The organism is Paenibacillus sp. FSL K6-1230 (genome assembly GCF_038002385.1).
GTDB lineage: Bacteria > Bacillota > Bacilli > Paenibacillales > Paenibacillaceae > Paenibacillus > Paenibacillus massiliensis.
The window spans coordinates 3,299,217-3,321,789 of record NZ_JBBOCK010000001.1 but is presented as its reverse complement, the minus strand read 5'-3'; the positions used below and the strand labels follow the sequence as shown (position 1 = coordinate 3,321,789).

Here is a 22,573-nt window from a genome sequence, read left to right as displayed (position 1 = left end):
TTTTCAATGTGTTATGATACGATTACATCATCTTCCAATTCGGATCAAGATTTGAACTTAACTAGCTCTACAATAAAATGTGAAGCAGTATATAGTCATTCTTGACTAGTTATAAGAGTTTGATCATTTAGTTAATAAGCGTTGTTAAAAGAGAATATCATGTATTCTCCTAACTACCCGTTATTGATCTGCAGCTAAAATGAATAATTAAAAAGACAACACTAGGGGAGCCGAGCAACTGGCTGAGATGGAACAATTGTGTTCCGGACCCTTTGCACCTGATCTGGATTATGCCAGCGTAGGGAAGTGGTGATAATTGGATGCATTTAGACAGCTTGACTTGAGCTTACTTTGTATAAGCTACGGTTTTGTGCGTATTGGCTTTGGGTCTTACGGGTATACGCATTGGCCTGTCTATTGTATATCCTTGAGCTTATTTCACCACTTTCCTTCTGGAAAGTGGTTTTTTGTTTTCCCTTTACTTTCATATTTGTTTACTGCTCGGGACTAGTACTTTGTAATGTGAAAGGGGCAATTATTGATAGAAGTATATGTCATTACAGAGGGAAAAGGGGGCATAAAGCTACTAGGGTAAGTTTTGGCTTGCTAATATTTTGAATAGGAGGAGATAAAAACATGAGGCTAAAGATTAATGGGCAAGACATGACGTTCGGAGCACATATTAATCGGGTTGATCAGCTGCTGAGCGAGCTCGATTTACAGGTGAAGACTGTTGTAGTAGAGCTCAATCGGAGAATTTTGGTGCGGGATATGCATCATCAAGCAGTATTGTGTGACGGAGATCGAATAGAGATTGTCCATTTTGTAGGCGGTGGTTAAACATGTTGCACATAATATTCAAACAGAGTAGCTCCTGATTACTGCTGGATACAGGTATTTGTATATCTGGATATACACAAACACGTGTTTGAAGCATCTAAAGGTGAAAGTGTTGCATTAATTGTACGATGATTGAAACTGAAGCAGAGGGGATTTATCAAGACATACTGACCTGTTAGTGTTATGGGCTGTCACGAAATATTTCAGGTGTTCCATATGAGAAGGATGCAACAATTGCACAGCTCCCCCGGTTCCCGAATTGTATGATATGATTAAGTGTAGAAGTGATCAGTCATTCCTTTGCATTAACCTTATCTTGCATACCGTCATCTGTTCCTCTCCGCTGTAGCATAGGGACAAAAGTACGGACAAAAATAAGGACAAAATGGGGCCAGTTATCGCGCTCCACTTTCCGCTCCTTACTGTTATCAAGAGTTCGCTGGTTCCTTAACAATAGCAAAGTCAACGAGTAGACTTGTGAGAGTAGAACCAGTGAGTAGAACCAGTGAGTAGAACTAGGGAGTAGAACTAGGGAGTAGAACTAGGGAACAGATCCAATTAAGCTCCGTTGTTCTTAGGGGTAGATACGGATCTAAGCTAGCAATGATTATGATCAAGCCACAAGCTGTGGCAAGCAGCCCATCGGAAGGAATGGTATGTACGTGAGTGAATCAGCAGAACCAAGTGAAATTCAAGATTACCAAGACCACCAAGACCACCAAGACCACCAAGACCACCAAGACTACCAAGACCACCAAGACCACCAAGACTACCAAGACCACAAGCAGGCTGACAGCGCTTATGATATGGAACGGTACTCAAGACAAATCCGTTTTGCTCCGTTCGGGAGTGAGGGCCAGCGGCGTCTATCAACCTCGCATGCACTCATCATTGGTGCGGGTGCCCTGGGTACAGGGATAGCGGAAACCCTTGTCCGCTCAGGCATTGGTACCTTAACGATTGCAGATCGTGATTATGTCGAATGGAGTAATTTACAGCGTCAGCAGCTGTACGATGAGAATGATGCGATCTCACGAACGCCAAAGGCGATTGCTGCTCTTAATAGACTTTCTGCCATCAATTCCTCGGTGAAGATCCATGCGCACGTGCTGGATGTAAATGTGGAGGAACTGGAAGAGCTCATTGCTGGCGCAGACATCATCATGGATGCGACCGATAATTTTGATACAAGATTACTGATAAACGATATTGCCTGTAAGTATGGCATCCCTTGGATCTATGGTGGATGTGTGGGAAGCTACGGTATTACTTATACATTTATACCAGGGAAAACGCCTTGTCTGAGCTGCCTGCTGGGTAGTGTTCCACTTGGTGGAGATACATGCGATACGTCTGGTATTTTGCCACAGGCTGTACAACTCGTGACAGCACATCAGACCTCTGAAGCACTGAAGCTGCTCAGCGGGCATGAAGATGTACTACGAGACAAGCTACTCTCATTTGATGTTTGGCGAAATGAGCATGTAGCGATTGGGGTCAATAATGCAAAAAAAGCGGACTGTCCATCCTGTGGACCAGCCCCGCGTTATCCTTATCTGGATGCGGCCAACCGACAAAAAACAGACGTGCTATGCGGGAGAGATACAGTTCAGATCAGACCTTCGCGCAAGCTACAGATTTCGCTCAAGGATATGGCTGAGCAATTGGAGAAAGCGGGTGCTCAAGTAACATTGAACCCGTTTCTGCTATCACTGGATCTTGGAGAGAATCGAATTGTGCTGTTCCCGGATGGTCGTGCACTGATTCATGGCACCAAGGATATTGCGCGAGCTAGAAGTCTCTATCACCGATATTTTGGTTAAGCCTAGCGCTCCCTGAATGTCCAAGAGTGAATCTACCCATACTGATGACGAGCTTTCCTTTGGAGTATAGAGACGGGCTTGTGTTTAAACGAAGGAAGGCTCAGATTGAGCAAACGGGTGAGAGTATTGGAGGACATGATCCTGATCCTGAGTGAAGAGGATAAAATGGAGATTATACTGGCGCTCACAGCGGATGGGTATAAAGTGAAATCTATACACCATCGTGAAGAGGCTGTAGACTGGCTGCAAGCAATGAGTACGGATATCATGCTGATGGAGGTTAAGGGAAGGTTATCTTTGGAGAGTCTGCCACAGGATATTTTAACTGCGCTGAGGATGTGCGCTCCGCACATTCCTGTAATTTTCCTACTAGATCGCTACGACCCTGAAAATGTAGTTGCCAGCTTCGAGGCTGGTGCCAAGGACGTAGTTCATGTTGCAGAGGATACCTCAATTGTCTTGGCAAGAGTACGAAATGTATTACGCTGTACCCGCCCGAGGCATCGTATGCAGAGTGAGCTGGAGATCGGGGATATGATTATTCACCAGGAAATTAGACAAGTGTGGCGTGCTGGAATTGAAGTGGAGCTTACGCCCAAGGAATTTGATCTGCTGCTGTATCTTGCTTTGCAAGTGAACAGGGTATGCAGTCGTCGCGAAATCCTACGACATGTATGGGAGCATGACTATATCTCTGATACGAATGTGGTGGACGTCTACATAAGACATTTGAGGAAGAAGCTGGATCGCGGCCATAGGCAAAAGCTAATTCGCACCAAGCGCGGGATAGGCTATTATATTGCTCAGCCCGAATGAGTACAAGCTTATTTGTGAAAAACTAACGCAAATTCATGATTATAGAAAAAGTGCTCGCATTGGCTGTTGGCAGCCATGCAGAGCACTTTGTTTTTGGTGGATATTCGGACTAAGTTGTTCTGTACTACTTACTATAATGCATTAGGGCGGACTAAAGTACGCGACGAGCCTTCAGATAGGTTCTCTTCCATGTACCGGAGTTCAGATCGGAGATCGTCACACCTGGCTTGCCGTAGGTATGAAGTATTTTGCCATTGCCTGCATACACTGCGACGTGAGTTACATTTTTCCCGGTGGCACGACTGCCACTGGAGAAGAATACCAGGTCTCCTTTGCGCAGATTAGACTTGGATACCGCTTTGCCTTCTTTGGATTGAGCAGCCGATGTTCTTGGCAGATCAACCCCGTACTTTTCAAAAATATGTTGCATAAACGAGGAGCAATCGAAAACTCTGGTTGTTTTAGTAGAAGCGCCGAAATCATAAGGGGTTCCCATGTATTTTTTTCCGTATTTCAATAGGCTGTCAGCAGTGGACTGGCTTGTAGCTGTTGCGGCTTGAACCGGCTGTGCGTCATATATAGCAACGGCACCGAGGCCGATGGAGACTGCAAATCCAACAGTTGCAATTTTCTTAAACATTGGTTGTAAATTCATGATGTGTGTACCTCCAAGAAATGTGTAGTCATTCATGCGAGATGAATGCTTGTCCGCTTTCCTGGAATGAGTATAACAGTTTTGTAACTTCCTAAAAGTTGGATGAAGTCATGAAAATCTACTCGTACAGCGCTTTTGTGGCTTTTATGAAAAAATGATTAAAATTATAACATGAAACAAATTTTGTGATTTATGGAGAGTTGAAAAAGAGAAGAAACCTTTATATATCAAGGTTCTTCTCCTCATTTGTTGATCTCTAGCAGCGTGGATCATGGGTTGTATAAATTACAAAATTGTAACTTTGTATTTCGAGTTTTTTAATCTTTAGACGGATTGTAATATGAAGTGCGACACCTACTGGAAATAAATATACCAAAGAGCCCATGGCCGGATTCGTGTAGAATGAAGGTTCCTACACCACATTCACACAAGGAGAATCCACCATGAGCTACACACATCTTAGCATAATCGAGCGAAGCAAGCTAGAAATCCTCCACCAGCAGGGGAAAAGTACCAGAGCGATTGCCAAGGAACTTGGCAGACATCATGCCACCATTGGCCGTGAACTCCGCCGAAATGCAGCAGAACACCCGTACTGCGCGGAGAACTCGCAAGAGGGCTATGTCCAGCGCCGTAAGGCGTCAGTTTCCGGAGGTAAGTGGAATCTAGAACTGGCGAGTCGCATCGAAGAAAAGCTTCAGGCGACCTGGTCTCCGGAGCAAACCGTAGAGCGATTGCGTCAGGAGGGTCAAGCGATGGTATGTTTTAAAACGATCTATCGCTGGCTGTATACAGGCCGTTTGGTAAAAGGCGTGCTTACGGTTTTACGGCACAAAGGTAAACGGCAGAGACCTGCAGAGACACGCGGCAAGTTCGCTGTGGGTAAGGCCATCTCTCAGCGTCCGAAAGTGGTTCGTTCCCGGGAGACCTTCGGCCATTGGGAGCTCGATACAGTCGTCTCAGGCCGTGGGAAAAGCAAGGGCTGCTTGGCCACGTTTATCGAACGCAAAACCCGCTTGTACACCGCCATTCGGATGCCAGACCGTACCGCGTTGTCCATGGAGATTGCCTTTGGTGTAGCGGCCTCACAGTATCCTACCCATGCATTTCAAACCGCTACCGCAGACCGTGGCAAGGAGTTTGCCTGTTACGCCAGCTTGGAAGCTACTCATGGCGTACAGGTGTATTTCGCAGATCCGTATTCCTCCTGGCAACGCGGCTCGAATGAGAATGCCAACGGCCTCTTGCGAGAGTTTTTCCCCAAGGGGACCGATTTCGCGCAAATCACGGATGAAGCTCTGGAAAACGCTCTGCACTTGATCAACCAAAGACCACGTAAATGTCTGGACTGGAGGACCGCTCACGAATCCTTTTCAGAGGAACTGTCGCACTTGGCTTGACAATCCGTCTTTATTAATTAAATTGTGAGGGGAAATACTCTGGCAAACGTGCTAATACGTATAGTCAGGAAACAAACATCTTACAGAGGTGTATTAATAAAATGAACGAGTAATGAGGCATAACAGGTATGATAATACATCTATCTAGTATGTTCTAACTACAAACAGCACCGGCTTGCCCCGTACTATATTTGCCCAACGGTTATCATATAATATCTGTCGCTTTAAGGTGATATTCTCCAAGGTGCGTATAATTCAATCAGCATGATTGTCCAGCTCAGTCTCGGCTTTGAATCACGAGAAGTACTCCGCTACAGATGGTGACCACCCCTGCATCTCCCGCCAGGTGATTACTAATGCCTAAAGATTGTCCGAGCTTGAGTGTGGCATCTACTAACGGGTACTTGAAGCCCTCCAGCGTAATCCCTGTCACCTCAGGGCTCAGCGGAAGAAGTGAGATATAGGGGTATCCCATAGATTTCACTTCCAACGATGAGTCTGTGAGCATGATGTAATTATTCGAATCCTTGATGCTGCAAGGTATGCGATGCTGTAACACCTGCATTAGCAGCTGAATGTTAGCCAAAGTATGGTCCATCCTCGTTCCTGTGGCGCCTAGCAGAAGGATCTCATCAGGCTGCTGCTTCAGCGCCAGCTCGATAGCCAGCTCTGTATCAGTAAGATCTTTGTCTACGGCATCGCAGGCCAAGAGTCGTTCTGCGTAGTCTTCAATCTGATGAAGTTGTTCTGGAAGGATGGAATCGAAATCCCCGACAGCGAGATGGATCGGTATATGATGCTGCATCAAGTAGAGTGCTCCGCGGTCCGCGCCGATAATAAAATCATTTGCCTGAATTTCTTTCCAATCCTCCTCGTGAAGCTGTCCCCCTGAGTAGATTACTACACGCTTATGTGTCACGTTCTCATCTCCTTGATATTTAAAGCTAGCTTGCCGCCTGGTGTACTTCTGAAGCTAAGGTTCAGTCTGTTGTTCATGTTGCTGGTCCTATGTAAGCGGATCGGGGTGAGGGCCGAAGTACCAGACTTGTATTCCACACGGGCTGAATCAATTTTACATTATGTATTGTATGGATTGTATGGATGTAGCCAGCTTATTTTTTACGCTGGTGAGACATGGAGTATTTGCTGATTCGAACATCTCCATTCAATTTGATCGTTTTATAGTATAACGTTGATTATTCTCTTGCACAATTCGGCGACATGCCGCTACAATAGATTTCATGTGAAAGATGACACCCCGGGTTATATTTTCGGAAGATTTGAGAGACTATGCCTGGTGTTGGCGACGACAAGTGACAACATATGGAGAGGAAGCGTAGAAGGATTGGACATGCACATTTTTGATTGGTTCAGCATGATCGGCACAGTAGCCTTCGCAGTATCAGGCGCGATTGTTGCGATGGAAGAGGGATACGACATTCTTGGCGTGCTGGTACTAGGCCTTGTGACTGCTTTTGGGGGCGGTGTTATCCGTAATGTACTAATTGGTGTTCCGGTGACTACGTTATGGAGTCAGGGGTCGCTGATTATGCTGGCTGTTATTTCAGTAGCTATTGCTTTTATTCTCCCATTATCCTGGATTACACATTGGCGTAGAACTGAGGTGTTCTTTGATGCCATTGGTCTTGCAGCCTTTGCGATCCAAGGCGCGTTGTATGCGACTCAAATGAATCATCCGCTGATTGCAGCTATCGTTGCTGGTGTCATGACGGGGATTGGCGGCGGAATCATTCGAGACATATTGGCTGGACGCAAGCCACTGGTGCTCCGAGATGAAATCTATGCCGTGTGGGCGATGGTAGGTGGCTTCATGGTCGGTACGGGCTTTACGAAGACCCCGGGGGAACTCATCATTCTGTTCACGGGCATTGTATTGTTCCGAATGTTATCGGTATATTATAAATGGAAGCTTCCTAGACGTGCGCTGGATACCGGATCAGCCGGAACTACAGCCGCAGCGAAGCCGAAGAGAGATTATGCAGATTGGGGGACGCCTTAACAGATGAACAATCACATTAATGTATTATTCGTGTGCCTGGGCAACATTTGCCGCTCACCAATGGCCGAGGCTGTATTCAGACATCAGGTTGCTGAGAGAGAGATGAAGGAGCAAATAACGGTAGATTCTGCCGGTACAGGAGATTGGCATGTAGGCAAGCCTCCACATGAGGGTACATTGAACCAACTGAATATGCATGGCATCAGCAGTGATGGTCTATTCGCTCGTACTGTCCAGGGAGAGGACTTTGCGCAATTTGATTACATTGTATGCATGGATGATTCCAATGAGCAGAATTTACGTCGCTTGCCTGGTGGGGGAGAGGCTGACATCCTCAAATTCATGGATTTGCTACCCGATGAGCTGCAGCGGGAGGTCCCGGATCCGTACTTTACAGGTAACTTTGAAGAGGTATATCGCTTGATCAACGCTGGCTGCGAGAAGCTTCTGGACAAAATTGTCGAAGAAAGGCTATGATTAACTATAGTAGCGCCTGCTTGAAGCTGATGTGCTAAGACGACTTTACATAGAAGCGTCTGTAATAGGTACTCACATGCTGCTACTGTCGAAATAAGCCGAATCATGGAGTCTCCACAAGAGACTCTGTTGTTTGTGAGCAATTGTAAGCGTACACATTCGGATGGGAGCGTGTAGCCCCAATGTTTTCTAAAGGGAGCTACGGATTGATGGTGAGTTTTACCGAAGTTCCCGATGCGCAAATGCCATGAAGGGAGGGACTAGAGCTAGTAGAAATGGATGCAGCGTACACTCAGAGCAGTATAGCTGTGGGTAACAGTACGTGGGTAAACGAATGATGGAGCAATCGTGAAAAGAAAAAAAGGGAATCGTACGATCCCCTTTAGGCCAAATTCAGAAAATACATAAGTGCATCAGGCAATTCATTCTGCCAGAAGCCCCACAGATGCTGGCCATCCTTCTCGCGATAGGAGACGGTTGCTCCCCGCTCCTCAAGTAGCTGGCGGGTGAGACGATTAAGCTCCACAAAATCATAAACGCCAGTATCACTCTTGAAGTTCGTCTCCTGCAGACCGACGACCATCCATACATCCAGATGGGACAAGTCTTTTTCTTCCGCGATCAAGGCTCTGGACTCATCGTAGTAAGCACCGGAGAGACTGATGATCCGTGTGAACAGGTCAGGATAAAGCAAGGCTAGATGCAGGGAAACACTGCCTCCTAGTGAGTCGCCGGCAAGAATTCGTTCGGAAGGTTCACGGCGTACAGCATATTTTCCTTCTATATAAGGAATAATCTCTTCGGCGAAGCATGAGGTATAAGCCTCGAACCTGCTACCAAATGGAGCATACTCCGAAGTGCGGATGGAGGTATCCACCTCTACACCGACAATGATGAAAGGCTCAATACCTTCATCCAAAATCAGCCTGTTCGCATGTGTAGCGATTCGACCAAAATTGAAGAACTCTTCTCCATCCTGACAATAGACAACGGGGTAGCTGAGAATCTCATTGTATCCGGGTGGGAGATAGATGCGAAGTGCTCTTTTGGCACCAAGCCACCGGCTTTCGATCTCGTCTTTCAGAATGGTGCGTTTTAAATAGCGAGAATCCGTCATGTTTCGTCACCTTTCATGGGTAAATTTTTGCAATCATGATCACAATAAGTTAAGATTACCGTGATTGAAATTGCAAGTAAAATACAACATTGTTCTGTTCAAATTTAAAAGATGTACTAAGCTGTTATATAAAATTTAGTCACCTGTTACATATAGCAAAAACAGAAAATCTTATAAAAAATGCCGTTTTCCTTTGACGGGAGAGATGAAACAGGTGTATAATAATTCTATAACAGCGGAACTTGATATTCAAATTTTTTTGTTGAGGTGAAGATAATGAGCAAGGTTCCTTATGAAGTATATACAGAGGAGGTAGAAGCTCTGTCTGTACTTTCACCGGCTGGTGAAATCGTTAATGAAGAGAAAATGCCTAAGCTTACTGATGATCAATTGAAAGAAATTATGTACCGTATGGTATTTACACGTACTTGGGATGACCGTGCCGTGAATCTGGGCCGTCAAGGTCGTCTGGGCTTCTACGCACCGGTATCCGGACAAGAAGCAACAATGATCGGTAGTGAATTCGCTCTGGATAAGGACGATTTCGTTGCACCTGGTTACCGTGATATTCCACAATTGGTATGGCATGGTCTGCCACTGTATCAAGCATTCCTGTACTCCCGTGGCCATCAACATGGCGGTCAAATCCCTGATGGCGTTAAAGTATTGATGCCACAAATCATCATCGGTGCGCAAATTCTGCATGCGATGGGTCTTGCAATGGGCTTCAAGCTGAGAAAACAAAAACAAGTCGTTATTACTTACACTGGTGATGGCGGTTCTTCCGAAGGTGACTTCTACGAAGGTCTGAACTACGCTGGAGTTTACAAACTGCCGGTTATTTTCTTCGTACAGAACAATGGTTATGCGATCACTACTCCATTCTCCAAGCAAACTGCGGCATTGTCCATCGCTCATAAAGCGGTTGCTGCTGGGATCAAAGGCGTAAAAGTAGATGGCATGGACGTGTTCGCGGTAATCAAGGCTGTTCAGGAAGCAGCTGAGCGCGGACGCAATGGCGAGGGTGCAACCCTGATCGAAGCGGTAACTTATCGTTTCCGTCCTCACTCTTTGTCTGATGATGCTTCCAAATATCGTTCCAAAGAAGAAGAAACAGAGTGGAGCGAGAAGGACCCAATCGCACGTCTGGCTAAATATCTGGAGAAAAAAGGTCTTTGGACTGAAGAAGATACAGCTCGTGTGAAAGAAGAAGCAAAAGCAAAAGTAAACGAAGAAATTAAAAAAGCTGAAAAAACCGAAAAAATGACAGTAGCAGGCTTGATCGACAGCATGTTTGAGTCCACTCCTAAACATCTGGAAGAGCAAAAGGCTGATTTCGAATAAATGCACGTACAGGCCGGGGGAACTCCCGGTCTGGCTTGAACGAATTATAAAGTGATGAAATGAAATGTGACTTGTAATGTTTAAGGAGGAAATGAAGCAATGGCACAAATGAACATGAAAGAAGCGATCCGCGACGCACTGCGCGTTGAATTGAAGCGTGATCCTAACGTTCTGCTTTTTGGTGAAGATGTAGGTCATGTGGGCGGTGTATTCCGTGCTACTGAAGGTCTGCAAAAAGAATTCGGTGAAGAGCGTGTATTCGATACTCCACTGGCTGAATCTGCAATCGGTGGTCTGGCTGTAGGTCTTGGTATTCAAGGCTTCCGTCCGGTAGCTGAAATCCAGTTCGTCGGCTTTATCTTCGAAGCTCTGGACCAAATCGTCGTACAAGCGGCACGTATGCGTTATCGTTCCGGCGGCGTGTACAACTCTCCAATCGTATTCCGTACACCATTTGGTGGCGGTGTAAAAGCAGCTGAGCTGCACACGGATTCCCTGGAAGGTCTTCTGACACAAACCCCAGGTATTAAAGTGGTTGTTCCATCCAATCCTTATGATGCGAAGGGTCTGATGATCGCTTCCATTCGTGATAACGATCCTGTCTTCTTCATGGAGCACTTGAATCTGTATCATGCATTCCGTGCTGAAGTGCCAGAGGAGGATTATGTAGTAGAGCTGGGCAAAGCTAACGTAGTTCGCGAAGGCTCTGACGTAACGATTATTACTTATGGCATGATGGTTCATACTTCTGTTAAAGCAGCTGATGAGCTGGAGAAGAAAGGTATCAAGGTTGAAGTTATTGACCTGCGTACGATCAGCCCGATCGATATTGATACCGTTGTAGCCTCCATCAAGAAAACGAATCGTGCTATCGTCGTTCAGGAAGCGCAAAAGAGCGCGGGCGTTGCTGCTGAAGTCATTGCACAAATCAATGAAAAAGCAATCCTGCACCTGGAAGCTCCGGTACTGCGTGTAGCAGGTCCAGATACTGTGTATCCATTTGCTCAAATCGAAGACACTTGGTTGCCTAACCCTGCACGTGTAGTGAAAGCAGTCGAGAACGTCCTGGCATTTTAATTGAACTGAATAGATAGGGAGGTTTTTTGCGTGGCAAAGTTTGAATATAAATTCCCTGAACTGGGCGAAGGTCTGCATGAGGGCGAAATTATCAAAATGCATATCAAAGTCGGGGATAAAGTAACCGACGAAGATATCGTCATGGAAGTGCAAAACGACAAAGCGGTGGTAGAAGTTCCTTGTCCGGTAAATGGAACAGTTACTGAAGTGTTCGCTAAAGACGGAGATGTATTCCATGTTGGTCAAGTTGTAGCAGTAATTGATGCTGAGGGTGAACTGCCTGAGCAAGATGATGCACCAGCAGACCAAGCGGCTCAAGAAAAAGATGCAGCTCAAGGTGGAGCTGAGACTTCGAACTCCGCAGCAGCTTCCAGCCCGTCCGATGCAAAAGAAGGCGGTCAAGGTGCTACTCCAGCTGCTCCTTCCAAAGAAGTACTGGCTACACCTAGCGTTCGCAAGTTTGCTCGTGAGCAAGGTGTAGACATCGCTCAAGTAACAGGCACTGGCAGCAATGGCAAAGTGACTCGTGAAGACGTTGAAGCCTTCAAAAATGGTGGCGGCCAAGCTGCAGCACCAGCTGCATCCAGCAAAGCTGAGGAATCCAAGGCAACAGCACCAGCTGCATCCGCGGCAGCTGCTGATCAACGTGTAGAAGAAGAGCGCGTACCGTTCAAGGGTATCCGTAAAGCGATCTCCAATGCGATGGTTAAATCCGCTTATACTGCACCACACGTTACAATCATGGACGAAGTGGATGTTACCGAGCTGGTTGCTTTCCGTACACGCATGAAGCCAATCGCTGAGAAGAAAGGCGTTAAGGTTACTTATCTGCCATTCATCGTTAAGGCACTCGTTGCTGCATCCCGTGAGTTCCCGGTGCTTAACGCAATGATCGACGAAGAAGCGAACGAAATTGTGTACAAAAAGTACTACAACATCGGTATCGCTACAGATACAGATGCTGGTCTGATCGTTCCAGTCATCAAGGATGCTGACCGTAAGAGCATCTGGATGATCGCAGACTCCATTCGTGATCTGGCAGCACGTGGTCGCGAAGGCAAGCTGAGCCCGAACGAGATGAGAGGAAGCACTATTTCCATCACAAACATCGGTTCCGCTGGCGGTATGTTCTTCACTCCAATCATCAACTTCCCAGAGGTAGCTATCCTGGGTACTGGTCGCATCAGTGAGAAGCCAGTTGTGAAAAATGGCGAAATCGTAGCTGCACCAGTTATGGCTCTGTCCCTGAGCTTCGACCACCGTATTATCGACGGTGCCACTGCACAGAATTTCATGAACTATATCAAACAGCTGCTCGCTAATCCTGAGCTGCTCGTTATGGAGGTGTAATCAATGGTAGTAGGAGACGCTTCTCTGGATATTGATACATTGGTCATCGGTGCGGGTCCTGGCGGTTATGTTGCCGCTATCCGTGCAGCACAGCTGGGTCAAAAGGTACTGATCGTTGATAAATCCGAGCTGGGTGGAGTGTGCTTGAACCGTGGTTGTATTCCTTCCAAGGCTCTGATCTCTGCAGCTCATCAATATGAGAATGCACTGCATGCTGATTTCTTCGGCGTATCTGTAGGCGACGTGAAAGTCGACTTCACGAAGACTCAAGAATTCAAAAACGGTGTCGTAAAGAAAATGACAGCAGGTGTATCTGGCTTGCTGAAAGGCAACAAAGTTGAAATCTTCAACGGCGAGTGCATGTTCATTAACGAGAACGAGGCACGTGTATTCAACGATCACGAGTCCCCTCGTTACCGTTTCAAGAACTGCATTATCGCGACGGGTTCCCGTCCAATCGAGCTGAAGCCATTCCCATTTGGCGGACGCATTCTGTCCTCGACAGAAGCATTGAACCTGCCAGAAGTGCCTAAGAGCATGATCGTAATCGGCGGTGGCTACATCGGTGCTGAGCTGGGTCAAATGTACTCCAAGTTCGGTACGAAGGTAACTATCATTGAAGGTCTGGATACTGTACTGCCAGGATTCGATAAAGATATGACTAGCCTTGTAGCGAAGAACATGAAGAAGACGAACATCGAGATCGTAACAGGTGCAAAAGCTGAAAGTGCTGAGCAAACAGATAAAGATGTTACTGTGAAATACTCTGTGGGTGGCGAAGCGAAAGAAGTAACTGCTGAGTACCTGCTGGTAACCGTTGGCCGTCGTCCTAACACAGATGGCGAGCTTGGTCTTGACCTGATTGGTGTAGAGACAGATGAGCGCGGCTTCGTAAAAGTCGACCATCAAGGACGCACTAACCACAAGCATATCTTCGCAATTGGTGATATCGTAGCTGGACCAGCTCTGGCTCATAAAGCTTCTTACGAAGGTAAAGTAGCTGCTGAAGCTATTGCAGGCGAGCCATCTGTAGTAGACTACAAGTGCATCCCTGCTGTAGTATTCACAGATCCAGAGTGCGCAAGCGTAGGCTACAGCGAGTCACAAGCTAAAGAGAAAGGCCACAAAGTAAAAGCTGGCAAATTCTCTTATGCAGCTAACGGTCGTGCAGTATCCCTGAACGGAGCAGAAGGCTTCGTGAAGATCGTTGCAGACGAAGAGACTGGCCTTGTGCTTGGTGCTCAAATCGTAGGTATCGAAGCTTCCAACCTGATTGCTGAGCTGGGTCTGGCTATCGAGATGGGTGCAACCCTGGAAGATATCGCTCTGACTATTCATGCTCACCCAACCCTGGGCGAGATCGTAATGGAAGCTGCTGAGCTGGTATTGGGTAACCCAATCCATGCGATCGCACCACGTCGTTAATTTTCGCTTCTGAGATCTAATAAGTTATTTGTAGATTCTAACGCTTGTCATTAGTGTTAGCTGGGAGTATTCCCAAGCAACTGCATGTTGCTTGGGGGTGCTCCTTTTTATATGATCTATATTGAGGTCTGAGGAGGAGAACCTTAGTCCACTGCTTTTGTACTGTCTGCTGACATCTCCAGCAAACTGTTGGTGGGTGTCCATCAGACATGTTACACTAAACTAATGAGTTATGTACTAGCATGGAAATGAGGAGAAGCTATGAAGAACTATCAGGAACTGTTACGAGATATTTTGGAGAACGGAGTCGACAAAGGTGACCGTACGGGGACGGGCACACGTTCCGTCTTCGGACGCCAGCTGCGTTTTGACCTGTCTAAAGGATTTCCGCTCGTTACGACTAAAAGAATACATCTCAAATCCGTCATTCATGAGCTATTGTGGTTCTTGAAGGGGGACACCAATACATCCTACCTGAAGGAGCACGGTGTGACGATCTGGGACGAATGGGCTGATAAAGAAGGGAATCTGGGACCGGTATATGGCTCGCAGTGGCGCGCATGGGAGACGCCTGATGGTCGTCATATTGATCAGATTGCGAATGTAATTGATTCCATTCGGAACAACCCGGATTCGCGCAGACATATTGTAAGCGCCTGGAATGTGGCCGTCATTGATGAGATGAAGCTGCCGCCATGCCACTTTGTATTTCAATTTTACGTGGCTCAGGGTAAGCTGTCCTGTATGCTCACGATGCGCTCTGTAGACACGTTCCTAGGTCTTCCGTTCAATATTGCCAGCTATGCCTTGCTCACGCATATGGTTGCTCAGCAGTGTGATCTGGAGGTTGGAGAGTTCGTATGGTCCGGTGGTGACGTACATATCTACTCCAATCATATGGAGCAGGTACAGACGCAACTACAGCGTGAGCCATATCCATTGCCGAACCTAGTGATTAAGCGTAAGCCGGACTCCATCTTTGATTATGTCTACGAGGATTTTGAGTTTGAGAATTATCAGCACCATCCAGGCATCAAAGCACCTGTTGCAGTGTAAGTAAACATGGGACTGCTTTTTTTAAACTAAGCAGCTGTGTCAATACAGCTTTGAGGAGGGATTTTATGAGCATTACGATGATTTGGGCGATGGATAGCAATCACCTGATCGGCAAGCAGAACCGTCTGCCATGGCGTATACCACACGATATGGCTTTTTTCAGAAGACAGACGCTCGGCAAGACAGTCGTATTGGGGCGCAAAACCTGGGATTCATTTAACCAGAAAAGCCTTCCCCAGCGTAGAAATATCGTTATGACCCGGGATCAGGAGCTCAAGGTCAGCGATGCTGAACTTGTGCATTCCACCGAGGAAGTCTTGGATATGGCGAAGCAAGAGGAAATCATGATCATAGGTGGGGGGGAGATCTATAAGCTCTTCTGGCCCCATGCGGATAAATTGCTGGTTACCCGGATTCATGAAGAGTTTGAGGGAGACTCCTATTTCCCTGAGCTCGATTGGAGTTCATGGCGCATAGCAGACACCACTCCAGGCATCAAGGATGAGAAGAATCCTTATGACTATGAGTTTATTACGTATGTACGATAAGCTCTCTACCAAGAGAGATGTACACAGATTAATTCTAAATATACCTAATTAGCAGCAGATTCTGGATTAGCATCAGATTCTGGGCTTAGAGTCTATAGTCCCATAAATTAATACTGAAGAAAGTATGATTAGGCGAGTTGATTGCTTGTTGTGAGTCGATTATTATAAGCCTTCCCCTGACGTGAACAAAGGAGACAGCTTGGGCGGAATAGCTGCTCTTAAAAGTCCAATATGAATTATTTATTGACTTGATTCAAAAATAGTTTCGCTAAAACGAAAAATGTTGCACAACATTTTAACACTTCTGTACGCTGATGTGATACAATAAATCAAATTTGAAATCAACGAGGAATACCATTTTATCGTTCGGAAGTACTGGGATGAATCACTGTATCATTACCAAAATGTTCGTGAAATGGCACAGAAGCGAAGAGATGGGGGAAGGTAAGATGTCTACACCAACTGGATTTATGGAATATAAAAGACAGCTTCCAGCTGATCGCAATCCTGTAGAGCGGATCAAAGACTGGGAAGAATTCCATAAACACTTGTCTGAAGAGGAATTGCGTACACAGGGTGCACGATGTATGGATTGTGGAACCCCTTATTGTCATACCGGAATGGACATGGCCGGCAGTACCTTCGGATGTCCGGTGCATAACTTGATCCCGGAATGGAATAATCTTGTATACCGTGGATTGTGGAGGGATGCACTGGATCGCCTGCACAAAACGAACAATTTTCCTGAGTTTACTGGACGTGTCTGTCCTGCTCCATGTGAAGGTTCCTGTACTGTAGGTCTGATTGGGCAGCCTGTCACGATTAAGACGATTGAAGAGGCTATTATCGAAAAGGGCTTTGAAGAGGGATGGGTGACACCTAATCCTCCTGAGAAGCGTACGGGCAAGCGTGTAGCCGTCGTAGGCTCTGGACCTGCTGGTCTGGCTGCTGCTGCACAGTTGAATAAGGCTGGTCATCTGGTTACAGTATACGAACGTTCTGATCGTATCGGCGGACTGTTAATGTACGGTATTCCAAGCATGAAGCTGGAGAAGAAAGTGGTACAGCGCCGTGTGGATCTGCTTGCAGCAGAGGGAATACAATTCGTGACCAACACAGAGATCGGAAAGGATATTCCGGCTCAGCAGTTGGTGGACGAGTATGATGCTGTTGTAATGTGTGGAGGTGCGACTAAGCCACGTCAGTTCAACATTGAAGGAAGTGAGCTGAACGGCGTCCATTACGCAATGGATTACCTGAACAGCTCCATTAAGAGCTACCTTGATTCCAATCTGGAGGATGGCCAATATATCCCGGCAGAAGGCAAGGATGTTATTGTCATCGGTGGGGGGGATACGGGCTCTGACTGTGTTGCTACTTCACTCCGGTTGGGCTGCCGCAGCGTGACACAATTCGGTACACATAATAAGGCACCATTGGAGCGCGATCCGATCGCCAATCCATGGCCACAATTCCCGAATGTCTATCAACTGGATTATGCACAAGAGGAAGCGAAGGCTATCTTTGGCGAAGACCCGCGTGAGTTCTCCATCATGACGACGAAATTTGTAGGGGACGAGCAAGGTAATCTGAAGGAATTGCACACGGTTCAGATCCAGCGGATCGTAGATGAATCCGGACGCAAGATCTACCAACCGATTCCGGGCACGGAGCGTGTATTCCCTGCACAGCTAGCGCTGATTGCGATTGGCTTCGATGGTCCAGAGTCAACGATTGTGGATGAATTGGGGCTGGAGACAGACCGTCGTTCCAATGTAAAAGCTCGTTATGGCAAATATGTAACCAATGTTGAGAAGGTATTTGCAGCTGGGGATATGCGTCGCGGTCAAAGTCTCGTTGTATGGGCAATTAATGAAGGCCGCGAGGCTGCCCGTGAGGTGGACAAATATTTGATGGGCGCAACTGTTCTGGTATAAGTACAGGATAGATATAGATGTAAGTATAGAGCCGTCACATTAGGCTAAACGTGTTAACTCTGTCGAATCATTGTATTCGGCAGAGTTTTTTTGTTTTTTAATAGAGCGCGGCGTTTACACAAAACATAATGTCATTAAATATAACTCAAACTTTTTTATCGAATGTTTATAATGTTGTATTGATAGGTATCATAACATATAATGGCGAGTAATGAGCATGAAATTATCTATTAAATTCTTTTTTATAACATAAATTCTTTATTTATCACCCTCTATGATATTTTATATAACATTAATTATTGTTTAATTAAATTTTGCTTGCAAATACAATCCCAGCATACAGCGTCGTACATAGAAGCCTTATAAGACTACATTACAGCATATTTAGAGTCATTCTCCCCTTTATGACCAAGGAGATTGATTCTTTTTTTGCGTGAATTTTCAAATCTATTTTCATTTACAGAAGATTTACATGCTAATGATATCGGGCTAACTGTTGCTTTATAACATAAGTGCATGTGGTACCGTTCCCACTGTGGGATCGGTCTCACACTACATAGTAGAAAGGAACGTCATCATGAAGCTGCTGGATCTACAAAGCAATTGCACTCCTGAGGACTCTAGGACACATATTCGGATTCCTTTTGTACTGACCCAAGCGACGGAAGAGCTGAGAATCCGGTTCGAATATGCACCGAAGACATTGGATGATAGAGAGCACTCCATACGTTTACTGGAGAAGAGCTTTGAAGAATATTTGTTGCCAACTCAGCGGCAGCAAGCCATTACACATGTGGATCAATATCTCCCACTGAAGAATCTCATTACTTTGTCAATTGATGATGAGCAGGGGTACCGAGGAGCTTGTCATCGCCATGATGAGATACAGAACTTATCCTTGTCCGCAAGCAAGGCGTCTCCAGGGCTGATGACCGGGCCGCTCAGAGCGGGCTCTTGGTCAGTTACGCTTAGCCTGCATTGCATTGTTACGGAATCATGCAGCTACCGGCTGCAAATTTGGACAGCTGAAGCAGAGGAGGAGGGCTCATGAGATGGCTAGGCTGCGAATTGCATACTCATACCCTGCATAGCGACGGGAAGCAGACCTTGTCCGAGCTGGCAGCAGGAGCTGCACAACTGGGATTTGATGCAATTGCATTGACAGATCACAATACGATGTCTGGCCTTGGTGAGCGGGGGAAAGTAGCACAAGAGCATGGTCTGCTGATCATCCCAGGGATGGAATGGACGACATTTTATGGACATATGGTTACGCTGGGTCTGAATGATTTTGCTGACTGGCGTAAGACGGATAGAACCCAGATTAGCTCCGGCATTCAGGAAGTGCAGCGGCATGGGGGAATTGCGGGTCTGGCTCATCCCTATCGGATCGGAAGTCCCGCATGTACTGGATGCTACTGGGAATATGAGATACAGGATTGGTCCAAGGTGAATTACATTGAGGTGTGGTCTGGTACGTTCGCATCCATCAAGATCAGTAATCAACGGGCGTACTCTCTGTGGACAGACAAGCTGAATGCAGGCTACCGAATCGCTGCGACATCCGGAAGGGACTGGCATGAACAAATAACAACCGAGGAGCCGATCTCAGTGACGTATCTAGGAATTCCAGCTGACATAGAGCCTACAGAGGCTGATTTGGTGCAGGCACTCAGCGTAGGACGTGCATCCGTTACGATAGGTCCGTTGCTGACGCTGGAGCTTGAAGTGAGGGGCGACAAGGTAGGCATCGGTTCTGTAGTTCGCAGATATTCAATGGAAGAGACCGCTGTAGCCCATATAGGTCTGGACTTCACTGTCAGATCAGGCTTATGGAGACTTCAAGATCAGACTTGCCGTCTCGTATTATGTTCCAATCTCGGAATTGAGAATGAACGGGACATTTCATTGAGAGATTTATCCGGGTCTGAGCATTACCAGGCTGCGCTCAACAGTAACGGAAGGCAGTGGCTGAGAGCAGAGCTGTGGGGCACAGTGCAAGGGGCCAATACTCTGATTGCCTTTACAAATGCCATTTATTTTGAATAAGGAGTGGGAATAAAATGAAGCCTTTTCCTCTGGTCACAGCCCACACGGGATGTATGGGCATGCCTGAGCATTCGTTGGCATCGCTTAGAGCAGCTTTAGAGCAGGGAGCGGATGTGTACGAGGATGATATACGTGTAACCAGCGATGGTGAGCTCGTGCTGGCTCATGATGATGAAGTGCTACTGTCAGATGGACGTGTAGGTAGCATCGCTGGGATGACGCTTCAGCAGTTAAATGATGGACTAGCAGAGACGTTAACCAAGTTGACGGATATATTGCCGATCATTAGAAGCTCAGGAATTACGATGAATCTGGATATCAAGACAGCGGGTAGTCTGGAGCGTGTGTTTAGGCTGATCGAGAAGAGTGAGCTGATCGAGCAGGTGTTTCTGAGCGGCTGTGAATCCGCTGTAGCTCTGGAGGCGGACAGACATGGCCGGCATATTCGCAAGCTGCTTAATGTCGATATTGCCAGTTTTCAGTCCTTACCTTATGTGGATGCCATAGTTAAAGCCTGCGAGGATGCTGTAGCAGCGGGCTGCTTCGGACTGAATGTCCCTTATCAGCTAGTTGCTTCAGAGATGATTCATGTAGCGGAGTCCAGTCAACTCGCTGTGTATGTCTGGACGGTTGCTGAAGAGGATGACATGAAGCGCATGGCGGATATGGGGGTGGCATCCATTACGACCCGCAATGTGGCGGAACTCATGAAGGTCAAGGCGGAATGGACGATGCAGAGGTGAGAGACGGTTGAAGGATAAAGTGAATTATAGCCTGAAGGAGCTAGCTCAGCTGGCAGGGGTGTCCAAATCCACAGCTTCAAGAGTCATATCAGGAAAAGGCTACGCCAGCCCTGAAGTGAGAGAGAGGGTACTCAGCGTAGCAGAGCAGCTGCGATACAAGCCTAATGCGGTCGCCCGGGCGATGGTTACCAAACGGACATACAACATCGGTGTCATTGTATTCCGCGAGACGTTGCCGATTGTGTCCCATCCGCTCTACGGCAAGATTATTGACGAGATCTTGATGGCCGCTGAGGATCGAGGCTACTCCATCTTTTTGAAGACGGATAAGGAAATGTCCCTTCGCTCAATGGATTATATGCTGGAACAGCGTGTGGATGGCCTGATTCTGGTGAGTCGATTGCGCAAGAATGTGATTGACTACGTGAAGAAATTCAATATTCCCTACCTCATGGTTAATGGCTCTACGGATGATCCTGACGTCATCCATCTGGTCAGCAATGACGAGGAGGGGGGAGAGCGTGCGGCAGCCTATCTGTATGGACGGGGACACCGAAAGTTCTTTATTATCGCAGGTCCGGGTGCTCATCGCAGCCATTCGCTCCGTCTGGAAGGGTTCTGCAGACGACTTGGGCAGCTAGGCATTCAGGCTGGGGAGATTTTTGTGACAGAATCGCCTGAATCTCATTTTGAATGGGGTAGCAAGCTTATGACCAAGCATGTTGAGGACATTAGGCAAGGTGGGTATACGGCATTATTTACAACTAATGACATGTTGGCGCTCGGTGCGATGAAGGTATTGCTGGAGTGTGGCGTACGCGTGCCAGAGGATGTGGCCGTCATGGGCTATGACAACATTGAGTATGGAGCCATGTATTCTCCGTCACTGACAACGGTAAGTGTCAATGCCACAGGCATTGGGCGAGATGCTGTTGATATCCTGGACAGGCTGATTTGTGGGGATACGAACGTGCCGACATTGCTTGAGTATCCAAGTGAAATCAAGATCAGACAGTCTACATAAATCCACGAAGGTAAAGGAGTGTGAAAGCACATGATGTGGTACTGGAAAGCTGTCGGCTGGCGAAGGATTATCGAATTTATGCTGCTGACCGTGTTTGCCATCTTTTTTGCAGGGCCGTTATTGAATCTGCTTGTGCTGGCGTTCAGTGAAAAATGGACCTATCCGAACGCACTACCCCAGGAGTGGGGGTTTAAATGGTGGAACTTTGTGCTCGCGAAGGATGATATCGTATCGTCGATCTCGCTCTCCTTTCTGATTGCTGCGCTCGTCACGGTGCTGTCCATCGTGCTGTGCATTCCGGCTGCCTATGCCTTTGCGAGACTACAGTTCCCGCTGAAGCGCATCTTTCTATTCTCGTTTTTGCTGACACAAGCCTTTCCGAAAATGGGGCTATACATCTCGATCGCTGTACTCTTCTATCAAGTTGGACTAATGAACACGCTGCTTGGTGTGGTGCTGATCCATATGATCAATGTGTTGATGTTCATGACGTGGATTCCGACAGCTGCCTTCCGCAATGTGCATGCGGCACAGGAAGAGTCGGCAAGGGATGTGGGAGCCAGTCCATTCAGAGTATTTCGTAGCATTACGCTACCGATGGCGATGCCTGGTATTATGGTCGCTTCTGTATTCACATTTCTCAACTCGCTGGATGAAGCGCAGGGAACATTCCTGGTCGGGATTCCTGATTACAAGACGATGCCAGTTATTATGTACTCCATTATCTCTGATTTTCCAAGCAGTGCAGGAGCGGTATTCTCTATAATTCTGACCCTGCCGACGATTATTCTTCTATTGGCCGCGCAGCGCCTTGTTAGTGCCGATGTGCTGGCAAGCGGATTTCAGACGAAGTAACGGTACTGTTCAGGATA

The 22,573-nt window shown here is 46.9% G+C and carries 22 protein-coding genes and 1 riboswitch; of the genes, 18 read left to right on the top strand and 4 right to left on the bottom strand.

What is annotated here, in order from left to right; genetic code table 11:
- The first annotated feature begins 213 nt into the window (after positions 1-213).
- A riboswitch (TPP riboswitch) is annotated at positions 214-322 on the top strand.
- A 314-nt stretch (positions 323-636) separates the two neighbouring features.
- Positions 637-840 (top strand): sulfur carrier protein ThiS, encoded by a 204-nt coding sequence (gene thiS, locus MKX74_RS14415; protein WP_341178880.1) that lies wholly within the window; start codon positions 637-639, stop codon positions 838-840.
- A 597-nt stretch (positions 841-1,437) separates the two neighbouring features.
- On the opposite strand, the gene MKX74_RS14410 is transcribed toward thiS, so the two are convergent.
- Positions 1,438-1,662 carry a hypothetical protein gene (locus MKX74_RS14410; RefSeq protein ID WP_341178879.1) on the bottom strand — a complete coding sequence of 75 codons (225 nt, stop codon included), beginning with the start codon at positions 1,660-1,662 and terminating at the stop codon, positions 1,438-1,440.
- Here MKX74_RS14410 and MKX74_RS14405 point away from each other — a divergent pair.
- Positions 1,647-2,663: a thiazole biosynthesis adenylyltransferase ThiF gene (locus MKX74_RS14405; RefSeq protein WP_341178878.1), complete on the top strand. Its 1,017-nt coding sequence runs from the start codon at positions 1,647-1,649 to the stop codon at positions 2,661-2,663. The genes MKX74_RS14410 and MKX74_RS14405 overlap by 16 nt on opposite strands.
- A 105-nt stretch (positions 2,664-2,768) precedes the next feature.
- Positions 2,769-3,479 carry a response regulator transcription factor gene (locus MKX74_RS14400; protein WP_341178877.1) on the top strand — a complete coding sequence of 237 codons (711 nt, stop codon included), beginning with the start codon at positions 2,769-2,771 and terminating at the stop codon, positions 3,477-3,479.
- Between the two features lie 151 nt (positions 3,480-3,630).
- Here the strand turns inward: MKX74_RS14400 and MKX74_RS14395 are convergent, their stop codons facing one another.
- A complete protein-coding gene (locus MKX74_RS14395) occupies positions 3,631-4,134 on the bottom strand; it encodes a C40 family peptidase (protein ID WP_341178876.1) in 504 nt (167 codons plus the stop codon).
- A gap of 443 nt (positions 4,135-4,577) precedes the next feature.
- Between MKX74_RS14395 and MKX74_RS14390 the strand changes: the two genes are divergently transcribed.
- A complete protein-coding gene (locus MKX74_RS14390) occupies positions 4,578-5,534 on the top strand; it encodes an IS30 family transposase (protein WP_028591466.1) in 957 nt (318 codons plus the stop codon).
- Positions 5,535-5,811: 277 nt separating this feature from the next.
- Here MKX74_RS14390 and MKX74_RS14385 read toward each other — a convergent pair whose 3' ends face one another.
- Positions 5,812-6,453, bottom strand: a complete 642-nt coding sequence (locus tag MKX74_RS14385) for a thiamine diphosphokinase (protein WP_341178875.1) — start codon at positions 6,451-6,453, stop codon at positions 5,812-5,814.
- Between the two features lie 432 nt (positions 6,454-6,885).
- On the opposite strand from MKX74_RS14385, the gene MKX74_RS14380 reads away from it, so the two are divergent.
- Both MKX74_RS14380 and MKX74_RS14375 read left to right on the top strand, forming a co-directional pair.
- A complete protein-coding gene (locus MKX74_RS14380; protein WP_036634892.1) occupies positions 6,886-7,554 on the top strand; it encodes a trimeric intracellular cation channel family protein in 669 nt (222 codons plus the stop codon).
- A 3-nt stretch (positions 7,555-7,557) separates the two neighbouring features.
- Positions 7,558-8,031 carry a low molecular weight protein-tyrosine-phosphatase gene (locus MKX74_RS14375; RefSeq protein WP_341178874.1) on the top strand — a complete coding sequence of 158 codons (474 nt, stop codon included), beginning with the start codon at positions 7,558-7,560 and terminating at the stop codon, positions 8,029-8,031.
- Between the two features lie 382 nt (positions 8,032-8,413).
- Here the strand turns inward: MKX74_RS14375 and MKX74_RS14370 are convergent, their stop codons facing one another.
- Complete coding sequence (locus MKX74_RS14370; RefSeq protein WP_025677639.1) at positions 8,414-9,148, bottom strand: alpha/beta hydrolase; 735 nt, start codon at positions 9,146-9,148, stop codon at positions 8,414-8,416.
- A 276-nt stretch (positions 9,149-9,424) separates the two neighbouring features.
- Here MKX74_RS14370 and pdhA point away from each other — a divergent pair, with 276 nt between their 5' ends.
- The 12 genes from pdhA (at position 9,425) to MKX74_RS14310 (ending at position 22,556) form a co-directional block, all read left to right on the top strand.
- Positions 9,425-10,492 (top strand): pyruvate dehydrogenase (acetyl-transferring) E1 component subunit alpha, encoded by a 1,068-nt coding sequence (gene pdhA / locus MKX74_RS14365; RefSeq protein WP_018884299.1) that lies wholly within the window; start codon positions 9,425-9,427, stop codon positions 10,490-10,492.
- A 99-nt stretch (positions 10,493-10,591) separates the two neighbouring features.
- Complete coding sequence (locus MKX74_RS14360; RefSeq protein WP_018884300.1) at positions 10,592-11,569, top strand: alpha-ketoacid dehydrogenase subunit beta; 978 nt, start codon at positions 10,592-10,594, stop codon at positions 11,567-11,569.
- 30 nt (positions 11,570-11,599) lie between these two features.
- Positions 11,600-12,919 carry a dihydrolipoamide acetyltransferase family protein gene (locus MKX74_RS14355; RefSeq protein WP_341178873.1) on the top strand — a complete coding sequence of 440 codons (1,320 nt, stop codon included), beginning with the start codon at positions 11,600-11,602 and terminating at the stop codon, positions 12,917-12,919.
- Between the two features lie 3 nt (positions 12,920-12,922).
- Positions 12,923-14,344, top strand: a complete 1,422-nt coding sequence (lpdA, locus tag MKX74_RS14350) for a dihydrolipoyl dehydrogenase (protein ID WP_018884302.1) — start codon at positions 12,923-12,925, stop codon at positions 14,342-14,344.
- Between the two features lie 261 nt (positions 14,345-14,605).
- On the top strand, positions 14,606-15,400 hold the full coding sequence (gene thyA / locus MKX74_RS14345) for a thymidylate synthase (protein ID WP_341178872.1): 795 nt from the start codon (positions 14,606-14,608) through the stop codon (positions 15,398-15,400).
- 65 nt (positions 15,401-15,465) lie between these two features.
- Positions 15,466-15,948, top strand: a complete 483-nt coding sequence (locus MKX74_RS14340; RefSeq protein ID WP_341178871.1) for a dihydrofolate reductase — start codon at positions 15,466-15,468, stop codon at positions 15,946-15,948.
- A 449-nt stretch (positions 15,949-16,397) separates the two neighbouring features.
- On the top strand, positions 16,398-17,885 hold the full coding sequence (locus MKX74_RS14335; protein ID WP_028590803.1) for a glutamate synthase subunit beta: 1,488 nt from the start codon (positions 16,398-16,400) through the stop codon (positions 17,883-17,885).
- 577 nt (positions 17,886-18,462) lie between these two features.
- Positions 18,463-18,936: a hypothetical protein gene (locus tag MKX74_RS14330; protein ID WP_025677643.1), complete on the top strand. Its 474-nt coding sequence runs from the start codon at positions 18,463-18,465 to the stop codon at positions 18,934-18,936.
- Positions 18,933-19,934, top strand: a complete 1,002-nt coding sequence (locus MKX74_RS14325; RefSeq protein ID WP_025677644.1) for a CehA/McbA family metallohydrolase — start codon at positions 18,933-18,935, stop codon at positions 19,932-19,934. Before MKX74_RS14330 ends, MKX74_RS14325 begins: the two co-directional genes overlap by 4 nt.
- A gap of 14 nt (positions 19,935-19,948) precedes the next feature.
- The gene (locus MKX74_RS14320) at positions 19,949-20,677 is read left to right on the top strand and encodes a glycerophosphodiester phosphodiesterase (RefSeq protein WP_341178870.1); all 729 of its coding nucleotides are present in this window, start codon (positions 19,949-19,951) and stop codon (positions 20,675-20,677) included.
- Between the two features lie 7 nt (positions 20,678-20,684).
- Complete coding sequence (locus MKX74_RS14315; protein WP_341178869.1) at positions 20,685-21,701, top strand: LacI family DNA-binding transcriptional regulator; 1,017 nt, start codon at positions 20,685-20,687, stop codon at positions 21,699-21,701.
- Between the two features lie 30 nt (positions 21,702-21,731).
- Positions 21,732-22,556, top strand: coding sequence for an ABC transporter permease (locus MKX74_RS14310; protein WP_341178868.1), 825 nt, complete (start codon positions 21,732-21,734; stop codon positions 22,554-22,556).
- The last annotated feature ends 17 nt before the right edge of the window (positions 22,557-22,573 follow it).

Excerpts from the sequence above, each read along its gene's own strand:
- MKX74_RS14360 (WP_018884300.1), top strand. The coding sequence starts at position 10,592 with ATGGCACAAATGAACATGAAAGAAGCGATCCGCGACGCACTGCGCGTT.
- MKX74_RS14335 (WP_028590803.1), top strand. The coding sequence starts at position 16,398 with ATGTCTACACCAACTGGATTTATGGAATATAAAAGACAGCTTCCAGCT.
- MKX74_RS14330 (WP_025677643.1), top strand. The coding sequence starts at position 18,463 with ATGAAGCTGCTGGATCTACAAAGCAATTGCACTCCTGAGGACTCTAGG.
- MKX74_RS14375 (WP_341178874.1), top strand. The coding sequence starts at position 7,558 with ATGAACAATCACATTAATGTATTATTCGTGTGCCTGGGCAACATTTGC.
- lpdA (WP_018884302.1), top strand. The coding sequence starts at position 12,923 with ATGGTAGTAGGAGACGCTTCTCTGGATATTGATACATTGGTCATCGGT.
- MKX74_RS14310 (WP_341178868.1), top strand. The coding sequence starts at position 21,732 with ATGATGTGGTACTGGAAAGCTGTCGGCTGGCGAAGGATTATCGAATTT.
- MKX74_RS14340 (WP_341178871.1), top strand. The coding sequence starts at position 15,466 with ATGAGCATTACGATGATTTGGGCGATGGATAGCAATCACCTGATCGGC.
- thyA (WP_341178872.1), top strand. The coding sequence starts at position 14,606 with ATGAAGAACTATCAGGAACTGTTACGAGATATTTTGGAGAACGGAGTC.
- MKX74_RS14380 (WP_036634892.1), top strand. The coding sequence starts at position 6,886 with ATGCACATTTTTGATTGGTTCAGCATGATCGGCACAGTAGCCTTCGCA.
- MKX74_RS14395 (WP_341178876.1), bottom strand. The coding sequence starts at position 4,134 with ATGAATTTACAACCAATGTTTAAGAAAATTGCAACTGTTGGATTTGCA.
- MKX74_RS14320 (WP_341178870.1), top strand. The coding sequence starts at position 19,949 with ATGAAGCCTTTTCCTCTGGTCACAGCCCACACGGGATGTATGGGCATG.
- pdhA (WP_018884299.1), top strand. The coding sequence starts at position 9,425 with ATGAGCAAGGTTCCTTATGAAGTATATACAGAGGAGGTAGAAGCTCTG.
- MKX74_RS14370 (WP_025677639.1), bottom strand. The coding sequence starts at position 9,148 with ATGACGGATTCTCGCTATTTAAAACGCACCATTCTGAAAGACGAGATC.
- MKX74_RS14390 (WP_028591466.1), top strand. The coding sequence starts at position 4,578 with ATGAGCTACACACATCTTAGCATAATCGAGCGAAGCAAGCTAGAAATC.
- MKX74_RS14405 (WP_341178878.1), top strand. The coding sequence starts at position 1,647 with ATGGAACGGTACTCAAGACAAATCCGTTTTGCTCCGTTCGGGAGTGAG.
- MKX74_RS14325 (WP_025677644.1), top strand. The coding sequence starts at position 18,933 with ATGAGATGGCTAGGCTGCGAATTGCATACTCATACCCTGCATAGCGAC.
- thiS (WP_341178880.1), top strand. The coding sequence starts at position 637 with ATGAGGCTAAAGATTAATGGGCAAGACATGACGTTCGGAGCACATATT.